This window comes from Pseudonocardia sp. NPDC049154 (assembly GCF_040648315.1).
Lineage (GTDB): Bacteria > Actinomycetota > Actinomycetes > Mycobacteriales > Pseudonocardiaceae > Pseudonocardia.
The window spans coordinates 1-20,166 of the sequence record NZ_JBEZDN010000141.1; the positions used below are offsets into that span (position 1 = coordinate 1).

Here is a 20,166-nt window from a genome sequence, read left to right on the forward strand (position 1 = left end):
ATCACGTACATCGTGCGGCCGCGCATGCAGCCGCGGAAGAGCCCCCGCAGCGTCTCGCGCATCTCCGTGGGGTCGGCCCAGTTGTTGGTGGGACCGGCGCCCTCCTCCGTGGCCGAACAGATGAAGGTGCGCTCCTCGACCCGGGCGACGTCGTCGGGGTCGGAGGCGGCGTAGAAGCTGTTGGGCCTACGGGAGAGACGGACAGCTGTCCCGGCCCGAACCAGGCGCATCATGAGCCGGCGCCATTCGTCGTCGGAACCATCGCACCAGACGACGGAGTCGGGGCTGGTCAGCTCCGCGATCTGATGGACAAAGGACAGCACGCGCTCGTTGCGCACCGGGGCGATGTCGAGATCTACGCACGAAGATGTCATCGGCTGTCTCCTCAACGAGAACTATATCGTGGCACGATATGTAGGGTCGAGGACGTTGACAATATGGCCCAGGCGACACCGCGCGGATGAACCCGTTGGCTGGACGATGGGTGCGAGCACCGTGATCAGCCCTCGTCCCGATCTTCGCTCCTGCGGGTCGCTAGGCGTGTTCGACTGACTGCGCGGGCTACTGCTTGGCCACTGTGAGGAGGACAGAGGAGTCCTCGAGCGCCTCAAGGGTGTGCCGTGCGTCGGGTACGGCGATGAGATCGCCTCGACGCCCCTCCCAGGAGGAGTTGCCGCCCCGCAGCCGCACGCGTCCGTGCAGAACGTGGACCGTCGCCTCCCCAGGGTTCTCGTGCTCGCTGAGCTCTGCGCCCGCCACGAGCGCGATCACCGTCTGACGCAGCACGTGCTCGTGGCCGCCGTACACGGTGAGCGCACTACGTCCGCCGGACTCGGTGCCCGCGCGCTGCAGTTGCTCACGTGCGACGGCATCAAGGCTTAGTTTGTGCGTCATCGTCGTCCCTCCAGGTCTGGCGGGCGTCGGCCGCGGCCGACGCCAGTAGGACTGGTCCAGGTATTGCGATGGCTTCAAGGCCCGCCATGTCGCATCGTCAGTTGGCTGTCATCGCGGTCGCCAAGGCCTGCACCGCCAGGGTCGGCAGGAGCGCGATCTTGGCGAGCTCGAGGACGATGTAGACCAGGTGCAGGCGCGAGCGCGGCAGCTCGGCCCCTGCGATCAGTTCCGCGGTCCTGTGGTCCAGCCGGCGACGCACCACCAGAACCTGTACCAGCAGGAGAGCCCACAGCCCACCGAGCAGTCCCAGAGCGAGCCCGGACGGCGCGATTGCCAGGACCGCGGTCAGAACGACCGCGAGGACGAGCTCCCCGAGGTTCAGCGCGCGGAAGACCAACGCCCCGATGCCCAGTCCAAGCTGCAGGGTGATGCCGGCGGCGCGGAACTTCAACGGTGTCTCGAGGAAGGAGATCGCCAGGACAGCTCCACACCACAGGAACGGCACGCCCACCTGTAGCACCGTGGTGGCAAACATTCTCCGCTCCTGTTCTCCTAATCCCTCATTCGATCGTCGACGTCACCGCCGCCGGCCCCTCGTTGGCTTGTGCAGCCGCGTCATCCGTGCCAGGCAGACCCCCGGTTCGATGAACGGGTGGAGGTCCTCGACGGTGGCGGGAACCCCCAGCTGCTCGACGGCGCCGCGGAGAAGCCCCAGGTGCAGTGCGCACACCACATCGGGATGCTCGCTCGCGACTTCCACGAACGGGCACGCGTGCAGCTGCAGGTGTAGCTGATCACCCACCTGTACCGAGGTAGGGCGCGCAGCGGGGAGCAGGTGCGGTGCGAAACCGAGCTCGACCAGCAGGTCCAACAGATGACCGAACCCAGGCGGTCGGGACGGCGGTGATCCCGCTGCTCCGGCTTCTGCACCGGAACCGGAAACGGGCTCCGTGACGGACGGGCGCTGGCGATCTGGATCCGGAGGGGCGAGCAACCGCTGCGCAGCGGCCCGGCCGGCGTGCTCCGCGGTCTCCCGCCGGTTGCCCTGTCCGGCGGCACCCCAGCCCGCGGCCAGCAGCGAAGCCAGCAACGCGTATCCGGAGCCGGGATCCGACGGCACTTGCAACGCCCGGTAGAGCACGCGAGGTCGCCCTCGAGCGCCAGATGAGCGGGCCTCGGCAGCCACGAGCCCAGCTCGTGCGAGCGCGTCCAGATGAAACCGAACCGTGTTGGGATGCAGGCGACAGGCCTGCGCTAGCTCGACCACACCGACCGGCTCCTGGCTCTCGCGCAGCAGCTTGAGCAGCGAGACGCGAGCAGGTGCGGACAGCGCCGCGTGAAGCTTCGCAGGACCATCACGCTTCACAGCCTGCACCCTAATTGATACAACCATCATCGTGACAACAGGGTGGGGGAAGTGCCGATCCCGGAGGTGACCGGCAGCATCGGGCCGTCCGGAGAGGGCGAGGGGGCACCCGGAGTCAACGACGCGGAAGCCGTCAACGGGGGCGACCCTGTGTGCTGGCTGGCTCAGACGTGCCCGGAGTGTGGCGCCATGCCCTCATCCGAGCAGCGTGAGCAGTGCTGGCGCTGCGGAAGGCAGTGGCGCACGGGTTATGAACCCGTGAGTGGTTGATCGATCCTCGGCACCTGCACGAGCTTGGCCGAGTGGTCACTGGAGCGACCTGGAGGCGGCAACTCGAGGGACCGACCACGCCGCCGTTGGCTCGGCGCACTGCGGGCCCAACAACGGCGCTCGCTGTGCCCCGGAGTATGGGAGCGCGCTTTGCCTGCCTGGGCTGCCTGTTCACGGAGGCGGCTGAGGCGGGCCTCACCTGGAAGCCTCGTCGACCTCAGTAACAATGCGAGAGGCCGCACCCCGCGGTCAGCGCTGGTGGAGAGGACACGACGCACGACATGCACGAGGCACTAGAGTCGATCCACCAGCGGGTGTTGTCCCGCAACCCGGGCGAGACGGAGTTCCACCAGGCCGTCCGTGAGGTGCTGGAGAGCATCGGCCCGGCCGTGGACAAGCACCCCGAGTACGCCGACGCGAAGATCGTCGAGCGGATCTGCGAGCCGGAGCGGCAGATCATCTTCCGGGTGCCGTGGGAAGACGACCACGGCGGCATCCACATCAACCGCGGGTTCCGGGTGGAGTTCAACAGCGCACTGGGCCCGTACAAGGGCGGGCTGCGGTTCCACCCGACGGTGCTGCTGGGCACGGTGAAGTTCCTCGGCTTCGAGCAGGTGTTCAAGAACGCCCTGACCGGGCTGCCGATCGGCGGGGGCAAGGGCGGCTCGGACTTCGACCCGCGCGGCCGCTCGGACCGCGAGGTCATGCGGTTCTGTCAGAGCTTCATGCTCGAGCTCTACCGCCACATCGGCGAGCACACCGACGTGCCGGCCGGCGACATGGGCGTGGGCGGGCGCGAGCTCGGTTACCTGTTCGGCCAGTACAAGCGCATCACCAACCGTTACGAGTCCGGCGTGCTGACCGGTAAGGGCCTGATCTACGGCGGCGCGCAGGTGCGCCGCGAGGCCACCGGGTACGGCAGCGCGTTCTTCGTGGAGGAGATGCTGCGGGTGCGCGGGCAGTCCTTCGACGGCAAGGACGTCGTGGTTTCCGGCTCGGGCAACGTCGCGATCTACACCATCGAGAAGGTGCACGAGCTGGGCGGACGGGTGGTGGCCTGCTCGGACTCGGGCGGGTTCGTGCACGACCCGAACGGCATCGACCTGGAGCTGCTCAAGGACGTCAAGGAGGTCCGCCGGGAGCGGATCGGCGTCTACGCCGACAAGGCGTCGAGCGCCACCTTCGTCGAGGGCGGCTCGATCTGGGAGGTGCCGTGTCAGGTGGCGCTGCCCTCGGCCACTCAGAACGAGCTCGACGCCGCCGGTGCGGCCGCGCTGGTGCGCAACGGCTGCCTGGCCGTCGGCGAGGGCGCCAACATGCCCACCACGCCCGACGCGGTGCGCGTGCTGCAGGAGGCCGGGGTCGCATTCGGGCCCGGCAAGGCCGCCAACGCCGGCGGGGTGGCGGCCTCGGCGCTGGAGATGCAGCAGAACGCCTCCCGGGACTCCTGGACCTTCGAGCATTCCGAGGCCCGGCTGCGCGACATCATGATCGACATTCATGCGCGGTGCCATCTGACCGCGGAGGAGTACGGAGCCCCCGGGAACTACGTGGCCGGGGCGAACATCGCCGGCTACGCCCGCGTGGCCGAGGCCATGCTCGCCCTGGGCTTGATCTAGATTCCGAAGCCTCTGCCCGCGTGCACATCGCGCATGAGTGGACGCGGTTTAAGCAGGTCGGCGGCGAGGGCAGCACCGAGCTTCTCGGCGTGCTCGACAGCGTTGTGGTCAACTCCTCCGACCAGGCGGGTGGAGGCGGCTGCGCGCAACAGTGCGCCTTCGGCCACCTTTCCGATCCCGATCCCGACGACCGCGCGCAGCGACAGCCGCTCGACCACGCGGCCGCCCCGGTCGACCTTGTCGTCGAGGGCCTTGACGATGTCCCTGCTGATGCTGGCGTGCGCGGCCACCGGTGCGCTGCAGCCGGCCTGCAGGGTGGCGAGCACCGCGCGCTCGGCGGTGACCGCTGCGCGCACGCCCGCGTCGTTGAGTGTCGCGGCGAGGAAGCGGGCCAGCTCCTCGTCGTCGGCCCGGCACTCGATCGCCAGTGCGCCCTGCGCGGGGGCGGGCAGCATCTGCAAGGGGTCGAGCAGCTCGCTCGCCTCCTCCACGCGACCGAGCCTGCGCAACCCCGCCGCGGCGACGACGACGCCGTCGAGCTCGCCGGAGGTCACCTTGCCGATCCGGGTGTCCACGTTGCCGCGGATCGGGACGACCTCGAGTCCCAGCCCGAGGGCGTGCAGCTGCACGGCCCGCCGCGGCGAGCCGGTGCCGATGCGCGACCCGGCGGACAGCTCGGCGAGCACCTGGCCGTCCCGGGTCACCAGCGCGTCGCGCGGGTCCTCGCGTGCCGGCACCGCGGCGAGGGTCAGCCGCGGGTCCGGAGCGGTCGGCAGGTCCTTGTAGGAGTGCACGGCGACGTCGACCTCGCCGCCCGCGAGCGCCTCCCGCAGCTGCGCGACGAACACCCCGACGCCGAGCTGCGCGATCGGCGCCGACGAGCGGTCGCCCGTGGTGTGCACGTCGACGAGCTCGGCGGGCCGCCCGGCGGCGCGGATCACATCTGTGACCTGCGCGCTCTGCGCTCTGGCCAGGGTGGAGGCCCGGGTACCGACGCGCAGGGCACGGATCCGCGGGGAACTCACCGGCTGCCTTTCCACTTGTCTGCAGCGCCAGCTCGAGGGCTCGATGGGCCCACCTCGGGCGGCAAAGTCATCTGGGCGACGGTCGCCCTTGTGTGCCCGGACGGGATGGAGCGGGTGGCGTTCATAAGCAGCTTTCGGTGCCGGTGGACGGGAGGGCGACCTCGCCCCGGATGGGCCGGGCCGCCTGGCATGTCGGAGAGTCGAGGACCCCAGCGTCAGCGACAGGGCCTGGTTACGTGGCCTGGAGGATGCCGGCGAGGTAGAGCAGGGTTCGTTCGTCGCTCCCGGCGCCGCCGGTGGCGACCAGTTGCAGGCCGACGGGAAGCCCTGCCCCAGCAGCGGGGACGGACAAGGCAGGCCATCCGAGCAGGTTGAACGGCAGGGTGAGCTCCAGCAGGGCTGCTGCGGCCGTGGTGCGCTCGTGTCCGACGGTCACGAAGGGCGCTCCCAGCGGTGTGGCGCGGATGCGGGTGGTCGGGGTCAACAGGACATCGACCTCGGCCAGGTGCGTGCTGAGGGCGCCCGCCAACCGTCGCGCCGTCTGCTTGGCCTGCTGGTAGTCGTGTTCGCGGTACTCGGCATAGGACTTCAGGCCGGCCTCGGTGGCTGGCTGGTAGTCCGCGGCCCGCTCGGCGAGCGTGCCGGCGTGCACCGCGTAGGCCTCACGGCCCAGGATCGGCATGTATGTGGCGGCAAGCTGACGGATCTCCGGGGTGCTGACCGGCACGACCTGGATCTCCGCCGCGTCCAGCGCCTGCGCGGCCCGGGCCACGGCGAGAGCGATGATCGGGTCGGTCTCGGACCAGTACTGGTCGTAGGGCACGCCGACGCGCAACCGTCGCGGCGGCCCGACCGGGTCCTGTTTGGACGGCGGGGCGAGGACCTCCCAGCCGGCGAGGGCGGTGTACGGGTCGGCGGCGAGGAATCCGACGTGGTCGAGGGACGGGGCCAGGGGAAACACGCCTCGCGTCGACAGCGCCCCCCACCTGGGTTTGAGGCCGAGCACGCCGCACAGTGCGGCCGGGATCCGCACGCTGCCGCCGGTGTCGGTGCCGATGGCGAGCAGGAGGTGACCGGCGGCGACCGCCGCGGCCGACCCGGAGGACGAGCCCCCGGTGATTCGGGTGAGGTCGTGGGGGTTGCGGGCCGGTCCGGTGGCGGCCACGTCGCCGGTGGGGCCGTGCCCGAACTCGTGGGTGTGCAGTTTGCCGACCACGATCGCGCCGGCCCGGCGTAGCCGCCCGACGACGGCTGCGTCGGCGCGGGCCGGTGGCGCCTCCGTCCGGACGGCGGAGCCGGCGCGGGTCGGTAGCCCGGCGACGTCGATGAGGTCCTTGACGCCGACCGCGAGGCCGTGCAGGGGGCTGCGGGGCCCGCGCTGGCGTAGTTCGGTGGCGAGCGCGGCCGCGTCGCGCAGGGCTCGCTCCTCGTCGAGGGCGACCACGGCGTTGTGCGGATCGTGTCGGAGCCGCTGCAGGACCGATTCCACGTGCTCGACGGGTGTTAGGTCACCGTCGGCGAACTCGACCTGCAACGCGGCGAGGGCGCTGGGTGCGTCGGGGCGTGCGGTGAGGGTGTGTTGCTCGGGTCGGCTCATCGCAGCGGCCGGAAGGCTTGCAGCTCGTACGGGGTGGTGCCGGTGACGACGGCTTCGGCGAGCAATCGGCCGGTGAGCGGGCCGAGGACGATGCCCCACATGCCGTGCCCCCCGGCGGCGAAGACCCGCGGTGATGAGGTGGGGCCGACCACGGGGAGCCCGTCCGGGGTGCATGGGCGGGAGCCGACCCATTCGTCGCGGCGGTCCTCGAGATCGACACCCTGCAGGAAGGGCCGCGCGGCGTTCACGATGGCCTGGACGCGGCGCTGGTCGAGGGGCTCGTCCGGGTTGCGGAACTCCATCATCCCGGCGATTCGCAGCCGGTCACCGAGCGGGGTGCAGGCGATGCGCTGTACGGGCAGATAGATCGGGCCGTCGGGCAGGTCTTGCGCCGGCACGGTGAAGCTGTAGCCGCGGCCGGCCTGGACCGGCACGCGGACTCCGAACGGGTAGGCGAGCTCGGGCAGCCAGGCGCCGGTGGCGATCACCGCGGCGTCGTAGCGGTGGTTGCCCTTGCGGCAGCGGACGAAGACGTGGTGGCCGTCGTCGTGCAGGCCCAGGACTCGGCGGTTCTCGGTAATGACGGCCCCTCGGGCGCGGACGGCGTCGGCGAGCGCGGCGAGGTAGCGCGGGGGGTCGATGAACCGCTGGTCGTGCAGCTGTACCGCTGCCGTGACGTGGTCGGTGAGGATCGGGGCACGTTCATGGGCTTGCGACCCGGTGAGGAGGTCGTAGCCGACCTTCTGCCCGAGCCGTTCCAGCTCGTCGAGCTCCTCGAGCAGCGCCATTCGTTCGTTCTCGTGGGCGAAGCACACCAGGAACGGGTCGGCGGGCCGGGTCGGTGCCTCGACGCCGCCGGCGGTGAGTTCGTCGAAGGCGTCGAGGGCCTGGCGGTTGACGCTGCGGTAGGCGACCATCCCGCGCCGCCACCGGCGGGTGGTGCAGTTGCGGGCGAAGCCGGTGAGGAAGCGCCACAGGCTCGCCTCGAGGCTGATCGGGACATACACCGGGGAGGCCGGGTCGAGCGCGGCCCGTACTCCGTAGCGCAGTACGGCCGGCTCCGGGAGCGGCGTGGTCAGGGTGGGGGTGAGCCAACCGGCGTTGCCCCACGAGGACCCGGCGGCGACCTGGCGGCGCTCGAAGATGTCGACGTCGACACCGCGTTGTTGCAGGAACCATGCGGTGGCCAGTCCGACCATGCCGGCGCCGATGACAGCGACCCGCCCAGCGCGGCGCGGCGGTTCGCTTATCTCCTCGAGCGAGCATCGGAAGCGCTCAGGACGCTGCGTCGGCGCGTTCCCAGCGACTCCGGCCGCTTCGGCGGTTGCGCGTCCAGGGTCGCTGTCGGGGCGGGTCGGCGGGTGCTGACCTGTGCCGACGGCCGCTGCAGGTGTAGCTGCCTGGTGGGTGGGGCTCATCGCTTGCCCTCCTCTGCCTCGATGTGCACGGTGCTCAGCCAGCCGACCGCTGCGGCCAGGGCCGCGACGAGGACGGCGGGTGCGGCGACCCCCAAGGCGAGCAGGCCGATGGCGAGAACGGCCAGGACGATGACCGGCCAACTGAGGCGGAAACGGGACTCGGCGCAATGACGCTTCGCGGGTAGCCGTTGCTGCCCGGCGCCGAGGCGGGCCACGAAGGCAGGGTCGTCGGAGCGGAGCGGCGCTCGACCTCGTCGAGCAGATGCCGCTCATGGTTGCTCAGCATGGTGCCTCTCCTCATCAAAGCCGCGCAAATCATCCGTAGAGCCTACGGATCGGCTACCAGTTGGCGGGGGGATCACTCGCCGGGAATGACTGCTCCCCCCACTCCTGAACGATGTCCCGGATGTCGCTGTCCGGATCCGGCAATGGGTCGACGTATATGTCCACCGCCATCTCCAGGCCGTGCGTAGTCGCGGCGAGGACCCACCGAGACGCCGCCGCGTGCCCATTGATGCGGGCACGAGGAAGACTGGGAACGGTGTGGCCGTTGTGCACAACTATCTCCAGGAATGATTCGTAGGCGGCCGCACGGCGTAGTGTTTGCGCGGTGCCGCAAAGGTGGTGATTACTGCTTAGACAACTGTTCTTCTTCTCCGCTACCGGGCAGGGCCCAGCTGCCGGGCTTGCCCGTTGCGCCGGCTGCGGAGGCGGGGTTGGGTCTGGTTACGGACGACCTCGGCAAGCTCGGGCGAGCCGGCCATAAAGCGCCCACCCAGCCTGGCGAGCAGCTCTGCTCGGATCGCACGCCGCTGCTCCGGGCCCACTCCGCCGAGGACGCCCTGGTCCGCCCCGGTGACCAGAGCCCAGCCGAGACAGGTGGCCTGAACCGGGCACCGCAGGCACAGCCACGAACTGTCGGTGCCACGTGGATCGGGATCGGTCAGTGCGTGCCGGTCGAGCTCGACGCATCGCGCGGCTTGCATCCAGGAGTGGCGATCAGCGCTCGTCGAAGCCATGTCAGGCTCCGACTTCCCGCGTGCTCCCCGGCGTCGTCCCCGGGTCGACCTCGGGGTGCTCACAGGGCACGATCACCACCGAGCAGCGTGCTGCAGCGGCGCACCTCAGCGCCGTCGCCCGCCCCACTTCCCGAGGGGAGCGGCGCCGCGAACGGCCGAGAACCAGCAGGTCATCGGGCCTGTCGGCCAGGCGCAGCAACGTCTCGTGCGGGTCACCCGGGGTGACGACGATGCGCACGTCGAGGTCGTCGGAGGGCACCGAGGTCCCCGACAGCGCGTGATAGGCGTCCTGCATCGCAGGCGGCCCCGCGCGGTACTCGTCGCCGGCGTAGTCGTCGCGCACATCGACCGCGTAGAGGACCGCACCGGTCCCACGCGCCAGCGAGACCGCGGTATCGACGACTCGTGGATGAGAGCCACGCCCGCCCACGCCCACGATCACCCGTGGCCGCACAGCCGACTCCACAGCACACCCCTTCGCTCGAAGAAACCACGTACGCGGGCCCGGCAGATCGCCGAGGCCTGACCGGTACGAGGACGTGTTGGTGGGCCTGCCGACGAGGGTGACTGCCGGGGCTCTCGGCAGGCCCACCACCCACCATGCCCGGAGATCGCCGCCGTGGGCAGGTCGCGGGCCCGCAACCTCGACCGAGCCCTGGTTTCCGGGCATCGGCAATCTCGCGGGCTATTCGCGCAGTTGTGGTAGATGTGGCGGCACAGCGTTGCGGCGGGCCGCGACGACCCTGGTGCCGAGGACCGGAAACCAGGCCGTGAATGGTCGACGTGGCGGCTCGACGGCCGCTACCCTCACCTTCGCTGAGCACGGCCCGACGCGCCCCGGGCCGTGCTCATTTGCATCTGCACGCAACGCGGTAGTCGTCCTCGGCGCAACATCCCTTTACCGACTCTTCTCGAGGAGTGGAGCCACATGACCGAGACGCAGGTGTGGTTGGCGCAGAGCGCCTATGAGCGACTGAAGTCCGAGCTCATGGAATTGCTGCGGCAGCGCGCCGAGGGCCTCAGCGGCCACGCGGCCGAGCAGTTCGTCGGCGACAGCGCCGATCACAATACCGATCAGCAGCTACTGACCGCTCGACGGGAACGGGAGAACCGAATCCGCAGACTGCAGGAGCTGCTGCAGAATCCGCTGGTCGGCCAGGACCCGCCCGATGACGGTGTGGCCGAGCCGGGAATGGTGCTGACCATCCGGTACGAGGTCGATCAGGAAATCGAGACGTTCCTGCTCGCCCACACCGAGGAGGGCGCCTATCCCGCAGACCTGATGACCTGCTCACCGGATTCCCCGCTGGGGATGGCGCTTCCGGGGACAAAGCAGGGCGAGAGAATTCTGTACACCCTCCCGAACGGGCAGGCAATGGAGATCACCCTGCTGCGAGCGGTCCCTTACCGCCCGGAAGCGTGGTCTGCGACCGCCCAGGTCGCCGGCTGAGGAGCGTCCTGCGCGCCGGACCCCTCCCGGCGAGGATGCGCGTCCGACCCTCCGCCACCGAGGGCGAACGGGCAGCGCCCGACATGCCGGACCCTGGTCAGGATTTGCCAGCCATGGGCGCCCCGACGCTGCGCTACAAGGCACATCACGGGCGCTTGTTGCCGGGGTTCGGCAACACGCGCCGCCGGAAGTTCGCCGACTCCACCACATGCTGAGCAGAGGTGCGAGGGGCAGTCTGACGGTGCCGAGGACGCCACCTCGGCGAGCAGAGGGCATGCAGGCCGGCCGTTCGCCTTCCGGAGGCCTGCATGCCTTTCTGCGCGCTCGATGATTCTTCCGGAAAGGTGGTTCGTCTCGCGTGTCGCCTGGGCGTGCGCTACTCAAACACGTGGGCCGGTCTCAACCTGAACACCGAGTACAAAGATTCGGTTTCGTTAGGGGCGCGCATGGCAGGTATGTTTTTGGACTGGCCTCTGCTCCTGCGACCAACTAGGACCGGCTGTCGAGTAAGTAGGTGGAAAGGTGTTTTTCGGATGGGGTCGGAAGCGGCGTAATGGGACACCTTGTCGCCCCGGTGGACCGACCGTATTGTGGGTGGACGAGCTCCTGGGCGCCCCGGTCTGCGGTCCCGCGGGCGAACATCTGGGACACCTGCGCGACCTGGGGCTGAAGCGAACCCGCGGTGGCCCTCTCGTCGACGCGATCCTGGTGGACGGGGGCGGGCACTGCTTCACCGTTCCCTCGGAAGACGTGATGTTCTCGGGTGGCCTGCGACTGCGTGTCCAGGGGGCGAGGCAGTCGTCGGCCCCGTTGAGCCTGTCGATCGAACCGCAGCGGGAATGGCTCGCCGATGCCGTCCTGGCCAAGCCCGTGCTGACCACGCCGGTACAGACCAAACCGACACGGGTGAGCGACGTCGGACTTCGCAAGGACCGGGACGACCGCTGGATCGTCTGGCTGATCGACACGCGACCGGCATGGCTGCGTCGGCTCGGCCTCCCGCGTCAGCTCACCCCCTGGACCGTGCTGACCCGCCGCTGCGTGATCCGCCGCCCCAGCCAGGTCGTTCGGCCTCGCTCACCGGCCGCGCCCACCCGAACGCGCAGCGGACGTCCGGGATCCCGCGCCGCCTCAGTCTCCGTCCCCGCCCAACGCAGCTGCTTGGGTCTCCCCGACAGGGAGCCGTCGAGAGGAACGCGCCATGTGGATCTACCGAGGTAGATCCGGCAGATCGTCGATCCAGAGCTGGTGTCGACAACAGCTTGCAGCCTGGCCCGTGCCGCACCGTCGTGAGCGCATCCGCGATACCCGTTCGATCGGCGATCGCAGTGCACACCTTGTGATCACCGGTGAGCAACACAGGCAGACCATCGTCGTGCTGCCCGGCCGACACGGCAACACCACCGTGCTGACCGAGCTGGCCGAGAAGCTCGCCGAGCACTTCCGTGTGGTCACCGTCGACATGCCCGGCGAGGCCGGCCTGAGCTCGGCGGGCCGACCGAACACCGCGCGACTCCGGGACTACGGGACCTGGCTCGATGGGCTTTTGGCCGCCGTGGCGAAGCACTCTTCGGACGGCGTGACGGTGCTGGCGCACGGATCCGGGGCCGCCGTCGCGCTCGCCGCGCGCCCTGCCCCGCACATCAGCGGTCTCGTGCTGCTCAACCCGTACGGGTTTGTCCGCCCCGCCGCCGATCTGCGTGCCGCGGCGGCGCTGCTGGCCTGGCGCCTCGCCCCCACCGCTGCGACGGCGGCCCGGCTACTCGCCCGGCTCAGCGCCCCTGGTTTCGTCCCGCCGCGTGTGCTCGTCGACTGGCTGGGGTTGGTCGGTCGACACGTCGCGATGAGCAGCACCCCGCCCGCACAGCCCGAGCTGGCGCACCGGTGGCGCTGGACACCATGCACCGTGGCCGTCGGCGAACAGGACCCGCTCTTCGGCGATGGCCGACTCGTCCGGCCGGTCCGGCGGGCGCTCCGCACCAGCGTGGTCACCGTCCCCGGCGCCGGAGCTCTGCTGCCCTATGAAAGCCCTGAAGCGGTTCTGTCGGTGCTGCGGCTGCACGAGAAGCTGCACCGGCCGCACACGAGCTGGCCGACACCGGACACGCCGCACAACGATCAATCGGTAACCGAACAAGGAGCGCGGACATCCCGCGCGGACAGAGCCGGCGCCGGACGATGCGGGGCGGGGTCTCGGGGGCCGGCGCCGCCCCGGTCCGAGATCAGGGTGACCCAGAAGTTCAGCCGCCCCATACCCGGCCGCGCCGGTCGACCAGTTGCACCCCATCAGGCAGGCCGGCCGCCAGGCACGACCGCACCGTCGAGGCCACCCCGACGACGACTACCCGCGCGGGCGCGGCGAGGTTCCGTAGCAGCCGGATCAGCAACAGCACCTGGGCACACGCCGCCGGGCCAAGTACCGGCAGCGCGGACAGGTCCACGGTCACCGGGACGCCCGCCTGCTCGGTGCTGCCGCTCACGCGGGCGTGCTCTCGGTGGGCCCATCGCACCAGGCGTGGAATGCTCCGCGGCATCGACTCCGCGTCCGCGGCGGTCACCTTGACGGTGACCGACGCGGGCCCGGGTGCGCCGGTACGGGTTTCGGGCCGGGCACCGGTACGACGCCTCACGCTCGCGCCGGATCCAGCCGAGGTGGCCCGCGACGCCACCTCGACGGCCTCGACGCTGCTGGTCACCGCACCCGCCCGAGTGCTGCGGGCGTGGTGACCGACCTGTGCCAGGGCGACGACCGCGGCAGTGGCACGTCCGATGCGGGGCTCAAGCCCTGTGTTTCGGGCCGGGCGTCGCGGCGGTCGGCTGCCAGCACCTGCGTCGCCAGCGCGAGGGCGACACGACGGACATAGGGCGGCAGGCCCGGGTCGTCGTGGGCCAGGCCCACAGCCAGTTGTTGCAGCAGCCGCGCCGTCGCGGAGCGGACGTCCGTCCTGCAGTGGGCACCCACTGGCGGAGCCGACCGTAGCCTCGCCGCGGCCGCCATCAACGCCGCCGGGCCTGCTTCGCACGGATGCACGTCTGCACCTCCTCCGGCCCGGCAAACGCCGGACCGAGAACACAACAACGACCACACCACCCCGATGTCGTGCCGGAGCCGACCAGCTGAGGAGGCCTCACTGCGACGGTGCCCGGTGCGCCGGCCCGCCGCAGGAGCTGTCCTCGCCCAAATCACCGGATACAGAATTGCTGTACCTCGGCAGTTTCGGGCGCGGGGCGCTGAGCACACTCGGATGGCCCGGCAAGGAGAGAAGAGAAATGACCCGTCCCCCGGACAAGGCCTCGCGGCTGTCCGACCAGCTTCCCGACCCTGCCTGGTTGCGGCGGGTGGCGCAGGAGGCCGGCCGCGGCGCCGGCGGCGTGCCCGTCGAGCTGCTCGGCGGATTCCTGTCCGTGCTCGTCGAGGCCGCCACCACCGGGCGCCGACCGGACAAGGCCGAACTCGACGCGGTCGGGCTCAACGGCCGGCGTGCCGCCGAGCTCGGGGTGTCGGCCGGCAACGCGGTGCAGCTGTACCTGTCCGCGGCGTGGCGGCTGTGGCGCGAGCTGCCGGCCGTGATCCGGTTCGCCGACAGCGCCACCACCGCCACCGCCGCCGAGGCCGTCATGCGTGCGGTCGACCGCGCGGTGGCCAGCCTCGCCGAGGGCTACACCGCCGCCCGCCGGGACATGATGCGCAGCGAGGAGACCCTGCGCCGCGAGCTCATCGAGGACCTACTGCGCGGTGACGCCGACATCGGGGCGCTCGTCGAGCGGGCCGAGCCGTTCGGACTGGACATGGCCCAGCCGCACCAGGTCGCCCTGGCCTCGCCCACGGGCCGCCTCGTCGACGCCGAGGCCGCCCTGAGCAGCCTCGAACGCGCTGTCGTACAGGGCATCGGAGACCGTGACGTCCTGGTCGCGACCAAGGACGGCAGCATCGTCGTCGTCGCGCCGGCCACCCCCACCGGCACGGCCGAGTCAACCACTTCCTCCGCCAGCGCGGCCCGTGGCCTGGGCGAGCTGATGCACGCCGAGCTGCGCCGTGCCCCGCGCGGCGGGCCGTGGCGGATCACCGTCGGCCGGCCCTATCCCGGCTCCTACGGCATCGCCCGGTCCTACGAGGAGGCCCGCGAAGCACTGGGCATGGCCATGCGCCTGCAGCTCGATATGCCCGTGGTGCGCGCCGAGGACCTGCTGATCTACCGGGTCCTGCTGCGCGACCAGCCCGCCATCACCGACCTCGTGCACGCCGTGGTCAGCCCCCTGGCCCGAGCACGCGGCGGCGCCGGCCCGCTCCTGACCACCCTCGATGCCTACTTCGCCACCGGCTGTGTGGTCACCGAGACCGCGCGGCGGCTGCACCTGTCCGTGCGCGCGGTCACCTATCGGCTCGAACGGATCGCCGAGCTGACCGGCTACGACCCGACCGACCCCGGGCAACGGTTCACCGTGCACGCCGCCGTCCTCGGCGCCCGGCTGCTCGGCTGGCCACGGCGCGACCTGCCCGCCCCGACCCCACCCGACTAGAAGATCACCCTTCAGGGCCGAGCACCCGGACGCGCGAGATGGCATCTTGCCGGTGCCCGGCAGGTTCATGCGGTCGTTGTTGGTGCGTCAGCGCCCCTGCCAGGACATCGGTTCCGCGGCATCGTGGACCTCGTCCGGGAGGTCCCTGGACGGGGCATCCGGGCGTCCTCCTCAGTCCTTTGCCGGCTCCCGCTTGCCCACTCGAGGTCCAGAGCGCTGCACCTCAGGGGCGCCGTGTCAGCGCACGAAAGCGGAAGGAACCAGTGGTGAGCTCTGCCCGAAACCGGGTGATCGTCGGCGTCACCGGGACGCTGACCAACCTGCAGGCGTTGCGGGTCGCCGTCGATTCCGCGCGGGAGCGCGACGCCATGCTCTACGCCGTCCATGTTTGGGAGAGCGGGCACAACCTCGAGTCCACGCTGGCCACAGCCCACAAGCCTGGGGTCGCCGACTGCCTGCGCCTGATCACACAAGCCTTCGTCGACGCCATGGGCGGTCCCCCCTCCGAGGTCGACCTGCGGACAGTGGTCGTCGAAGGCGAACCCGGGTACCGGCTGCTCCGCCTCGCGCACCTCGACACGGACCTGCTCGTCCTCGGTGGCAGCCGCCCGGGGCGCTGGGCCGGCTCCCCCACGGTCCGCCGCTGTACCCGGCAGGCCCGCTGCCCGGTCCTCGTCGTCCCCGCCCAGGAGATGGCTCGCGCGCTGCCGACAGCCACCCATAGCAACCGCTCAATCCGGATCTCGGCCGACTGGACATCGTGAGATGACCGTCGTTCCCGCCCTGCTGCGGCTGCGCCTCCCCCACCACGCGGAACGGGGGCAGGCCGAAGCCATCGCCCTCGCCGCCATCACCATCCACGTCCCGGCCAGCCCGGAACTCACCTTGATCCCCGAGCTCAGCTCCCACACCGGACCCGGCACCGGGACAGCGCATTTCTGGACCTACTCCCTGCTGCTACGCGCGGCGAGGCTGCGCGCGCCCGTCGACCCGAACCACGTCGTCCAAGCCGCCGGACACGCAGCCGACCAGGCCATCCACGCCGAGTACGGCATCGAGGCCGGAGCGAGCACAGTACTGGCGCGCCTCGCCGAGCAACTCGCCACGTGTCGACGCGCCGCCATCGGCACCCCCGCCTACCCCGGCAGGCGCTGATGCAGCGCCCCACCAGTCGCACGAGCTCCCCAACAACCCAGGCGCAGGACGAGACCACGACCCCGAACAAGCTCGGCAACCGCAGCGGACGCAGCCCGCGGCCACGACGAGCCCGCGGCATCCACGCACTGGACCCTGCCCTGCTCAACCTGGTGAGGCAAAGCCGACCCCGCGTCGAGCACAAGACCGCGGAACTGGCCGACCAGTTCTACACGGCCCTGCTCGCGCAGGCCCCCGGACTGCGCACCCTGTTCCCGCTCGACCCCAACGGCCGACGAGCCCCCCTCACCGACACCCTGATCTGGCTACTCCAACGCCTCGACGATCGCGACGAGCTCGTCCGCCGGCTCGCCGACCTCGGCCGCGACCACCGCAAACACGGCATCACCGCCGCCCACTACGAGACAGCCGGACACGCACTGCTCGACGCACTCGCCCACATCCACGGCCCGACCTGGACCCCGCCGACCGCGGCCGCCTGGGCCAAGGCCTACGCCGCAGCCACCCACGAGATGCTCACCGCGGCCGCGGCCGAGCGTGGCCCGGCGCTGTGGCTCGGTCGCGTCGTCGAACACCGCCGCCCCGCGACCGACCTGGCCTGCATCGTCGTGCAGACACTCGAGCCGCTCCCTTACCGACCCGGCCAGTACCTCAGCGTCGAGATCCCCCAACGTCCCGGGCTGTGGCGCTACTTGTCCCCCACCGAACCCGCCCGTCCCGACGGGGTCTTGCGGTTCTGCGTGCGCGCGCTCCGCCACGGCCTGGTCAGCCCGGCCCTGGTCGCGCAGACCCGGACCGGAGACACCTGGCGCCTCGGCCCACCCCTGGGGCGGCTTCCCGACGTCGTCGGCACCAGCCGCGACCTGCTCCTGCTCGCCTCCGGAACCGGGATCGCCCCCTTGAGCGCCCTGCTCGCCGCCCTCGACACCCGGGACGACCCCCCACGAACACATCTGTACGTCGGCGCACGCGACGAGACCGAAATGCGCGCCCTGCTCGCCGCGGCACCCGGCGCCCGGCGCCGCTCCTGGCTGACCCTCACCCCCGTCATCCCCGCGACCGACGACGACCGGCCCAGCTCGGTCGTCGGAACGGCTCTGCGGCAGCGGACCTGGCGGAACCACGACGTCGTCGTCTGCGGCCCGCCGCGTATGCAGAAAACGGCCACCCGCCAGCTTCTCGCCGCCGGCGTGCCGGCTGACCACATCCACGCCGACCCGCTCCCGACGTCGACAGCCATTCAGCCATGACCCACCCGAACCTCTTCGGCACCGGCCGCGACCAGCACGATGACGAGCCGACAAGCTCGGACACCTCCGCACCGGTCGACCTCGAGTTCGTCGCCAAGATCGTCCGCCGGGCCGGACTCGACTGCCGTGTCGACCCCCATCATTCGCCGGGGGCATTGCGCGCTCGCAGACTCGACCGCGATGGCGCGGTGTGGACCGTCAGCGCGGGACGCTGCAGCGACACTGCCGTGCCACTCGCATTCGTCGGTCCGACCGCTTCGTCGCGGGCTCGCCTGCTACGGAACCCCGACGAACGCCATCTCGCCGCGCTCGTCGTCCTGCAAGCACTTCGTGAGGATCCCGGAGAGCTCTTCACCCACGACGAGGCCACCGCCTGCGGTCTTGTCGACGACTTGATCTGGGCCTGATCGCCCACCTCGTGACCCCGCAACACCGATCCAGGAGAGAGGCCGTCCGTGAAGCCCGCCCGCGCCGAGACTCGCGCGCACGTGATCGGGGAACTCCTCCACGAGCTCTCCGACCTGCTCGTGACTTGCTACGCGATTCCAGAGGCCGAGCAGCCGCTGCGCTGGGCCGACGACGCCGAGAAGATCACCGGAAGGGTGGCTCTTGCACTCGCCACCGCTCGCGCAGGCCTCGTCCCGGGTGCCGCGTCGGCCGCGACCATCGCTGATCGTCTCGGGTAAGGGCTCTTCGTTGCCTGCGGGCCCGGTCCGCTCATCACCGCATGATCGAGGACGGCGCGGACGATCACCGGCCAGTCGAGTTGCCACACAGCGGCAGATCGTTGCTCATAAGGAGCTGTGGGCGTCGGTGCAGCTGGTGGCCGAGATCGCGAAGGCCGGCAAGCTGCCGGGCACGCTGTTCACCGCGGGCGGGATCGTGATCTCGGCTAATGCGATGATGATGCAGCTCGGCGCCGAGGGCGGGTTCGCCGGCTCGGGCATCTTCAAGTCCGGTGACCCCGCGCAGCGCGGCGGCGAGCGTTCTACGACGACCAGGGCGTGATCGCCGAGGTCTCGCACGGATTGGAGGCGAAGGACGGGATCAACATCCCGGACCTGCCGGCGAGCAGCGCTACGCCGACCGCGGCGGCGACATCCTCGAAGCCGGCGCGGAGCTAAACTAACTTCGCGGTCGCCTGGGCCGATGAAACCCGCCCACGGATGCTGACTTCACGTCAGCGTTCAACTGGATGTTCGTCCTAACGTCAGGGTCTCGGCCACAGCCAGGCCGTCAGTGTCAGAGGCCGAGCATGGTGGCGGCGTTGTCCTCCCAGGCCTGGTGGATCCGCACATACGTCCCCACCGAGGCCAGCGAGCGGTGCCGGGTCTGGTGCGCGATGGCCCGGTCCGAGGCGCCGCGCAGGTGGGCGTAGGTGACGAATCCGGCCCGCAGCGAATGCGCCGACCACGGCCCGCCGCCGATGCCGGCGCGGGCGATCGCGTTCTGCACCAGCACGTTCACCGACTCCGCGTGCAGCCCGCGTCCGGTCGGGCGGTTGGCCTTGGTGACCTTGCGCAGCACCGGCCCCGCGGTGATGGCGGTGGCGTCGAGCCAGGCGTGCAGCCCGGTGACCGGGCAGCGTTCCGGGCGGTTCGCGCGGGGCAGGACGACGAGCTCGGCCACGCGCCGGTCTGGTTGGTCTTCGACCGCGGCAGCTCGAGGACCAGCCCGCGCGGGTGCTCGGAGACATGTTCGACGGCCAGGGCGGCGAGCTCGCTGCGGCGCAGCGCGGCGAAGAACCCGACCAGTAGCAGCGCCCGGTCACGCAGCCCGGCCAGGTCCTGCTCGGGGGGCCGGGTACGGAAGATCCGCTGGTCGGGGCAGGCGGCGACCACGTCGAACAGGTCGGGCGGCATCAGCGGGACGGCCTGCTCGGGCGGGCGCCGTGGGTGCGGCGGATCCCGTCCCACACCGCCGACACCCGCGCCCCGGCCGCGGGGTCGGGGTGGTCGGCGAGCTGATGGGCGAAACGGATCGCCGACAACCGCCGCGAGAGCGTGCCGACGGCGTGCCCGCGCCCGACCAGGTCCGTGAGGTACCCGGACAGGGCGACCGGCCCGGCCGGCAGCGGGGCCAGGTTACGGGTGCTGCACCAGGTGCTGAAGTCGGTCCAGTCGCTGCGGTAGCCGCGCAGCGTGTTCGCCGCCCGGGACGCCGCGACGTAGCCGGCCTCCTCGGCGGTCAACGGGATCTCGTCGGCGAGCGCGAGCCGCCCGGAATCGGGCCCGTCGGCTCGGAGTCCGAGTGCGGTCCGCTCCCCCGTCGCCTCGCCCGGGTCTGGGTCTGGGGCTGGTCCGGAGTTATGACAGCTCCCTCGACTCTCTCCCGTCCCGCGGCAGCCGGGATGGTCGAGGAGTGATCACGCACGGGCGGAGGTTAGCCGTCGGCACCGACAGTCCCGTCTCGCCGCGCCGGGCGGCGTCTCGGGCTCCTACTAGATGGGATTCCCGGCCTTATCTCAAGTATCGATCAGCCCGCAGGTGTGGTTCCCCCGAAATCGTGGAGGGTTCTCTATGCCGCGTCTCGAGTGAGGGCGGCGTGCTCGTAGTCGATCGGTGAGAGCCCGGCGGCGGCGC

20 protein-coding genes and 4 pseudogenes are annotated in these 20,166 nt (G+C 70.8%); 11 read left to right on the top strand and 13 right to left on the bottom strand.

Annotation, left to right across the window (positions count from 1 at the left end; all coding sequences use genetic code 11):
• The 4 genes and pseudogenes from AB0B41_RS37310 to AB0B41_RS37325 all read right to left on the bottom strand — a co-directional run.
• A pseudogene (locus AB0B41_RS37310) lies at positions 1-374 on the bottom strand (phosphoenolpyruvate carboxykinase); the annotation flags it as partial.
• A 187-nt stretch (positions 375-561) separates the two neighbouring features.
• Positions 562-894 (bottom strand): cupin domain-containing protein, encoded by a 333-nt coding sequence (locus AB0B41_RS37315; protein ID WP_358211758.1) that lies wholly within the window; start codon positions 892-894, stop codon positions 562-564.
• 97 nt (positions 895-991) lie between these two features.
• Positions 992-1,429 (bottom strand): hypothetical protein, encoded by a 438-nt coding sequence (locus AB0B41_RS37320; RefSeq protein ID WP_358211759.1) that lies wholly within the window; start codon positions 1,427-1,429, stop codon positions 992-994.
• A 42-nt stretch (positions 1,430-1,471) separates the two neighbouring features.
• Positions 1,472-2,260 (bottom strand): helix-turn-helix domain-containing protein, encoded by a 789-nt coding sequence (locus tag AB0B41_RS37325; protein ID WP_358211760.1) that lies wholly within the window; start codon positions 2,258-2,260, stop codon positions 1,472-1,474.
• 551 nt (positions 2,261-2,811) lie between these two features.
• Here AB0B41_RS37325 and gdhA point away from each other — a divergent pair.
• Complete coding sequence (gene gdhA, locus AB0B41_RS37330) at positions 2,812-4,149, top strand: NADP-specific glutamate dehydrogenase (RefSeq protein ID WP_358211761.1); 1,338 nt, start codon at positions 2,812-2,814, stop codon at positions 4,147-4,149.
• Here gdhA and hemC read toward each other — a convergent pair.
• From hemC to AB0B41_RS37360, 6 genes and pseudogenes are all read right to left on the bottom strand, one after another.
• Complete coding sequence (gene hemC / locus AB0B41_RS37335; protein WP_358211762.1) at positions 4,146-5,174, bottom strand: hydroxymethylbilane synthase; 1,029 nt, start codon at positions 5,172-5,174, stop codon at positions 4,146-4,148. The two genes, gdhA and hemC, sit on opposite strands and share 4 nt — an antisense overlap.
• Before the next feature lie 232 nt (positions 5,175-5,406).
• Entirely contained in the window at positions 5,407-6,771 is a 1,365-nt protein-coding gene (locus AB0B41_RS37340) for an amidase (RefSeq protein ID WP_358211763.1), read from the bottom strand.
• Positions 6,768-8,021, bottom strand: coding sequence for an FAD-dependent oxidoreductase (locus tag AB0B41_RS37345; RefSeq protein WP_358211776.1), 1,254 nt, complete (start codon positions 8,019-8,021; stop codon positions 6,768-6,770). The genes AB0B41_RS37340 and AB0B41_RS37345 overlap by 4 nt, the downstream gene beginning before the upstream one ends.
• A gap of 164 nt (positions 8,022-8,185) precedes the next feature.
• Positions 8,186-8,416 (bottom strand): annotated as a pseudogene (locus tag AB0B41_RS37350) (hypothetical protein); the annotation flags it as partial.
• A 432-nt stretch (positions 8,417-8,848) separates the two neighbouring features.
• On the bottom strand, positions 8,849-9,208 hold the full coding sequence (locus tag AB0B41_RS37355; RefSeq protein ID WP_358211764.1) for a WhiB family transcriptional regulator: 360 nt from the start codon (positions 9,206-9,208) through the stop codon (positions 8,849-8,851).
• 1 nt (position 9,209) lies between these two features.
• Positions 9,210-9,878: a universal stress protein gene (locus tag AB0B41_RS37360; protein WP_358211765.1), complete on the bottom strand. Its 669-nt coding sequence runs from the start codon at positions 9,876-9,878 to the stop codon at positions 9,210-9,212.
• A 258-nt stretch (positions 9,879-10,136) separates the two neighbouring features.
• Between AB0B41_RS37360 and AB0B41_RS37365 the strand changes: the two genes are divergently transcribed.
• From AB0B41_RS37365 to AB0B41_RS37375, 3 genes and pseudogenes are all read left to right on the top strand, one after another.
• Positions 10,137-10,658 carry a GreA/GreB family elongation factor gene (locus tag AB0B41_RS37365; RefSeq protein ID WP_358211766.1) on the top strand — a complete coding sequence of 174 codons (522 nt, stop codon included), beginning with the start codon at positions 10,137-10,139 and terminating at the stop codon, positions 10,656-10,658.
• Positions 10,659-11,252: 594 nt separating this feature from the next.
• Entirely contained in the window at positions 11,253-11,879 is a 627-nt protein-coding gene (locus tag AB0B41_RS37370) for a hypothetical protein (protein ID WP_358211767.1), read from the top strand.
• Positions 11,860-12,390: pseudogene (locus AB0B41_RS37375) on the top strand (alpha/beta fold hydrolase); the annotation flags it as partial. The gene AB0B41_RS37370 and the pseudogene AB0B41_RS37375, both read left to right, overlap by 20 nt.
• Before the next feature lie 508 nt (positions 12,391-12,898).
• Here the strand turns inward: AB0B41_RS37375 and AB0B41_RS37380 are convergent.
• Entirely contained in the window at positions 12,899-13,138 is a 240-nt protein-coding gene (locus AB0B41_RS37380) for a hypothetical protein (protein WP_358211777.1), read from the bottom strand.
• Positions 13,139-13,928: 790 nt separating this feature from the next.
• On the opposite strand from AB0B41_RS37380, the gene AB0B41_RS37385 reads away from it, so the two are divergent.
• The 7 genes and pseudogenes from AB0B41_RS37385 to AB0B41_RS37415 form a co-directional block, all read left to right on the top strand.
• On the top strand, positions 13,929-15,179 hold the full coding sequence (locus AB0B41_RS37385; protein ID WP_358211768.1) for a helix-turn-helix domain-containing protein: 1,251 nt from the start codon (positions 13,929-13,931) through the stop codon (positions 15,177-15,179).
• A gap of 266 nt (positions 15,180-15,445) precedes the next feature.
• Positions 15,446-15,943 carry a universal stress protein gene (locus AB0B41_RS37390; RefSeq protein WP_358211769.1) on the top strand — a complete coding sequence of 166 codons (498 nt, stop codon included), beginning with the start codon at positions 15,446-15,448 and terminating at the stop codon, positions 15,941-15,943.
• A gap of 1 nt (position 15,944) precedes the next feature.
• Positions 15,945-16,334, top strand: coding sequence for a hypothetical protein (locus tag AB0B41_RS37395; RefSeq protein WP_358211770.1), 390 nt, complete (start codon positions 15,945-15,947; stop codon positions 16,332-16,334).
• Positions 16,334-17,584: a globin domain-containing protein gene (locus AB0B41_RS37400; RefSeq protein ID WP_358211771.1), complete on the top strand. Its 1,251-nt coding sequence runs from the start codon at positions 16,334-16,336 to the stop codon at positions 17,582-17,584. The genes AB0B41_RS37395 and AB0B41_RS37400 overlap by 1 nt, the downstream gene beginning before the upstream one ends.
• Positions 17,581-17,991, top strand: a complete 411-nt coding sequence (locus tag AB0B41_RS37405) for a hypothetical protein (RefSeq protein ID WP_358211772.1) — start codon at positions 17,581-17,583, stop codon at positions 17,989-17,991. The genes AB0B41_RS37400 and AB0B41_RS37405 overlap by 4 nt, the downstream gene beginning before the upstream one ends.
• A 48-nt stretch (positions 17,992-18,039) precedes the next feature.
• A complete protein-coding gene (locus AB0B41_RS37410; protein ID WP_358211773.1) occupies positions 18,040-18,270 on the top strand; it encodes a hypothetical protein in 231 nt (76 codons plus the stop codon).
• Between the two features lie 100 nt (positions 18,271-18,370).
• Positions 18,371-18,708: pseudogene (locus tag AB0B41_RS37415) on the top strand (hypothetical protein); the annotation flags it as partial.
• A 118-nt stretch (positions 18,709-18,826) separates the two neighbouring features.
• Here AB0B41_RS37415 and AB0B41_RS37420 read toward each other — a convergent pair.
• Entirely contained in the window at positions 18,827-19,213 is a 387-nt protein-coding gene (locus AB0B41_RS37420; RefSeq protein WP_358211774.1) for a hypothetical protein, read from the bottom strand.
• Between the two features lie 232 nt (positions 19,214-19,445).
• Positions 19,446-19,775, bottom strand: coding sequence for a site-specific integrase (locus AB0B41_RS37425; protein WP_358211775.1), 330 nt, complete (start codon positions 19,773-19,775; stop codon positions 19,446-19,448).
• Between the last annotated feature and the right edge of the window lie 391 nt (positions 19,776-20,166).

Coding starts and splice junctions, on each gene's coding strand:
- AB0B41_RS37320 (WP_358211759.1), bottom strand. CDS start 1,429: ATGTTTGCCACCACGGTGCTACAGGTGGGCGTGCCGTTCCTGTGGTGT.
- AB0B41_RS37400 (WP_358211771.1), top strand. CDS start 16,334: ATGCAGCGCCCCACCAGTCGCACGAGCTCCCCAACAACCCAGGCGCAG.
- AB0B41_RS37385 (WP_358211768.1), top strand. CDS start 13,929: ATGACCCGTCCCCCGGACAAGGCCTCGCGGCTGTCCGACCAGCTTCCC.
- AB0B41_RS37405 (WP_358211772.1), top strand. CDS start 17,581: ATGACCCACCCGAACCTCTTCGGCACCGGCCGCGACCAGCACGATGAC.
- AB0B41_RS37340 (WP_358211763.1), bottom strand. CDS start 6,771: ATGAGCCGACCCGAGCAACACACCCTCACCGCACGCCCCGACGCACCC.
- AB0B41_RS37355 (WP_358211764.1), bottom strand. CDS start 9,208: ATGGCTTCGACGAGCGCTGATCGCCACTCCTGGATGCAAGCCGCGCGA.
- AB0B41_RS37395 (WP_358211770.1), top strand. CDS start 15,945: ATGACCGTCGTTCCCGCCCTGCTGCGGCTGCGCCTCCCCCACCACGCG.
- AB0B41_RS37315 (WP_358211758.1), bottom strand. CDS start 894: ATGACGCACAAACTAAGCCTTGATGCCGTCGCACGTGAGCAACTGCAG.
- gdhA (WP_358211761.1), top strand. CDS start 2,812: ATGCACGAGGCACTAGAGTCGATCCACCAGCGGGTGTTGTCCCGCAAC.
- AB0B41_RS37360 (WP_358211765.1), bottom strand. CDS start 9,878: ATGCCCGGAAACCAGGGCTCGGTCGAGGTTGCGGGCCCGCGACCTGCC.
- AB0B41_RS37365 (WP_358211766.1), top strand. CDS start 10,137: ATGACCGAGACGCAGGTGTGGTTGGCGCAGAGCGCCTATGAGCGACTG.